Raw genomic sequence first — 448 nt, 5'->3', positions numbered from 1 at the left:
ACTCTTCGCAGAAAGGTGCGTTGCGCTTGAGGCTGTTGATTTGGCTGGGGGTGAGCACGGCGGCTGTCAGCGACGCAACGTCAGAGGTGATGGCAGGCAACGCCGCCGTCCCCGGTATTGGCACGCCGCCGAGCAAGATCGGTGAGCTGACGTAGATCCCGGCCGCACTCACAAGCAGGTGTTGGCCGCCGGCCATCAGCGAGATACAGGCGCCGGCCGATAACACCACGTGGGCCCCGGCCTTGACCGTGACTTCCATGCCGGCTTCGACGGCCATCGCCACGCCCACGGTGGTGTGGCTGCTGACGCCCACGAGGCGAAAGTCGTTGGCGTTGAGTTGCACTTTGCGATCCCCGGTCACGGTGCGCTGGTCTTCGCCTTTAAGCACCGAGACGCTGTTGCCGGTGATGGTTTCTTCACGCTGGCCGTCGATTTGCAGGTGGCTGTC

1 pseudogene is annotated in these 448 nt (G+C 64.1%); it reads right to left on the bottom strand.

Annotated elements, in window-relative coordinates:
* A pseudogene (locus tag B347_RS24620) lies at positions 1-448 on the bottom strand (type VI secretion system tip protein VgrG); the annotation flags it as partial.

It is taken from the genome of Pseudomonas psychrophila HA-4, assembly GCF_000282975.1.
Classification (GTDB): Bacteria; Pseudomonadota; Gammaproteobacteria; order Pseudomonadales; family Pseudomonadaceae; genus Aquipseudomonas; species Aquipseudomonas psychrophila_A.
Note: the sequence above shows the minus strand (reverse complement) of the source record. Positions and strands in the feature narration are given on the sequence as shown.